Annotated in this window: 4 protein-coding genes; all 4 read right to left on the bottom strand. The window is 46.7% G+C overall.

All coding sequences use genetic code 11. The features are described 5' to 3' along the window. The coding region (locus tag ACJ751_RS05635) for an SDR family oxidoreductase (RefSeq protein WP_407744403.1) at window positions 1–250 on the bottom strand (250 nt) is incomplete at its 3' end. Then, on the bottom strand, window positions 144–662 hold the full coding sequence (locus ACJ751_RS05640; RefSeq protein WP_407744400.1) for an SDR family NAD(P)-dependent oxidoreductase: 519 nt from the start codon (window positions 660–662) through the stop codon (window positions 144–146). The genes ACJ751_RS05635 and ACJ751_RS05640, both read right to left, overlap by 107 nt. 82 nt (window positions 663–744) lie before the next feature. Beyond that, window positions 745–1,653 (bottom strand): glycerophosphodiester phosphodiesterase, encoded by a 909-nt coding sequence (locus ACJ751_RS05645; RefSeq protein WP_407744401.1) that lies wholly within the window; start codon window positions 1,651–1,653, stop codon window positions 745–747. Window positions 1,654–1,788: 135 nt separating this feature from the next. Beyond that, the coding region (locus tag ACJ751_RS05650; RefSeq protein WP_407744402.1) for an Mrp/NBP35 family ATP-binding protein at window positions 1,789–2,815 on the bottom strand (1,027 nt) is incomplete at its 5' end.

The following is a 2,815-nucleotide window of genomic DNA, read 5'->3' on the forward strand; positions in this document are numbered from 1 at the left end:
GTATCTCCTGTTGCATCTCCTGTTCAATTACCTCCTTTGATACGCCTCGCTTTTGGGCAGTGTTCTGGATCAGACTTTCTAACCGTTGGGTTTTGGTAAACCCAGGCAAAATATTGTTCACCGTTATATTGTACTGCCCTACTTCATTGGCCAGGATCTTGGACCATACGGCTACTGCACCACGCACCGTACCCGATACGGCCAGGCTGGTAATGGGAATACGAATAGAAGTTGAAATTATATTGATGATACGGCCATAATTGGCTTCTTTCATGGAAGGAATTACTGCCTGTACCCAGCAATTGATTTACGATCAGGTGCTGGTTAAACGCCTGCATAAAAGCTTCTTCCGTTGCAGTGAGCACCGAGCCAGGCGGCGGTCCGCCTGTATTGTTCACCAGTATATGCACCGGATGCTGTTGCACATGTTGCTGAATTACCTCTTTTACTACTGATGTTTTGGTAAAATCAGCTACCAGGTAACTATGCTGTTGCCGCAAGGCAATGTCCAGGGTTTTAATGGCAGCCTGCAACGCTTCTTCGTTTCTGGCCATAAGGGTACAGTTAGCGCCCAGCAATGCCAGTTCTTCGGCAATGGCCAGCCCAATACCCTGGCTGCTTCCGCATATTACGGCGTTCTTACCTTCAAGTGATAAATGCATACCAAGGCTTATTTAAGTTTTGTAATTAGTTTTTGTCCTTTCTCACTTCAATTCCTGTATTTCCTTCCTCAATTCTGATTTTTCATTTAAACAAATCCGGGTAATCCGTAATGATGCCATCTACGCCGGCGGCTTTCATTTTATCGATCGACTCTTTGTCGTTCACCGTCCAGGGAATAACCTTGATCCCCTGCTCGTGGCATTTGACTACCAGTTCGGATGTAACCAGACTATAAGCCGGACTGTAGATAGTGGGGATGAACCCCAATGCTTTCAACTGTTCATCCAGCGTTCGTTTATCATCTTCTTCTACCAGGGCCGCCGTTTTCATGTCGGGATATCTTTTATGCACCACCTGCAATGTTCGATAATCGAACGATTGAATGATAACCCGGTGACCGATCTTTTCAGAATGGATCACATTCATCAGTATTCTCACAAATTCTTCAGGCGCCGGATGGTACCTGTTATCAGTGGCCGGTTGTGTTTTGGTTTCGATATTATAAAACACTTCGTGGCCATCGTTTAATTTGTGGTAAGCTTCTACATTCTCTATCACTTCGCGCAGCAGGGGCTTGTTGGCTTTTAACCGGTGCTGGTTGGGAAAACGCGGATGTGGCTTCAAACCAACATCGTAGGTTTGCGTTTGCGCATAGGTCATTTTGTAAATGTTCAGATTGCGCTCATCCTGCTCGGTTATATATTTTCCGTCGGGGCCGGTAGTGATCTCGTAGTTGAAAAAAGGTTCATGCGACAGGATCACCTGTTTGTCTTTGGTGATCACGGCATCCATTTCCAAAGTAGTAACACCCAGTTCCAGCGCCTTCATCATGGCCGGGATGGTATTTTCGGGCATTAGTCCCCGGCAGCCGCGGTGCCCTTCAATGTCAAAAGCAGGTAGCAACGGATCGGTAACTTTTTTTGAAGCGTGACAGGCAAAGATCAATGCAACCAGTAACAGCAGTTCTGTTACCTCCCTAAATTTACTCATATTAGATGTTTACAGTACTTGATTAGGGATATTGGAAGCAGTAATTCTTAATGTTGACGGTTTGCTGGTTGGGAAAAATCCAGTTACCGGTTTCCGGGTACCGGGACCTGGAAACCGGCGACTGGAAACTGGTAACTATTCTATGACTTCAGCCACTTTTGCGGCACTTACATTGGCATTGCGCATGGCAATACTACGGGTGGCATTGGCGGCAAATTCTTCAAAGGCTTTGCGGGAGATCATATCATCACTCATCATAATGGGAACACCCATATCTCCGCCCTCACGAATCGTCTGCACCAACGGAATTTGTCCCAGGAAGGGCAGATCATATTCTTCGGCCAGGCGTTTTCCGCCTTCCTTGCCAAAGATATAATACTTATTATCAGGCAATTCAGCAGGAGTAAAATAACTCATGTTTTCGACCAGTCCAATGATGGGCACTTTTATTTGTGCCTGGCTAAACATCCCGATCGCTTTTTTAGCATCGGCCAGGGCCACATCCTGCGGTGTTGTAACAATTACTGCACCGGTAACGGGCACTGTTTGCACCAGGGTTAAATGAATGTCGCCGGTGCCCGGGGGCATATCAATAACCAGGTAATCGAGTTCATCCCAATATACATCGGTCACAAATTGCTTGATGGCGCTGCTGGCCATGGGACCGCGCCAGATCACCGCACTTTTTTCGTCGACCAGTAAACCGATACTCATCAGTTTTATGCCGAACCGCTCCAGGGGAACGATCATACCTTTTTGACCTTCGCCCATACTTTTCATCAGGGGCCTTTCGCCGCGCACGCCAAACATGATAGGTACACTGGGGCCATAAATATCTGCATCCATCAGTCCCACTTTTGCCCCACCTTGCGCAAGCGCCAGTGCCAGATTGGCGGAAACCGTGCTTTTTCCCACGCCACCTTTACCACTTATTACGGCAATGATATTTTTAACTTTAGGCAACACAGACCCCGGATCATGCCGGTTTGTGCTGGTGTTGGCCGTAAAATTCACTTTTACAATCGCTTCTTTATTTACCAGTGATCTCACTGCATTCTCACAAGCCCTGCCGATCATATCTTTCAATGGACAAGCGGGTGTGGTAAGCACTACAGTGAAAGACACTGTATTACCGCTAATCACAATATCTTTAACCATGTTA

This window comes from Niastella sp., assembly GCF_045805085.1.
Classification (GTDB): Bacteria; Bacteroidota; Bacteroidia; order Chitinophagales; family Chitinophagaceae; genus Niastella.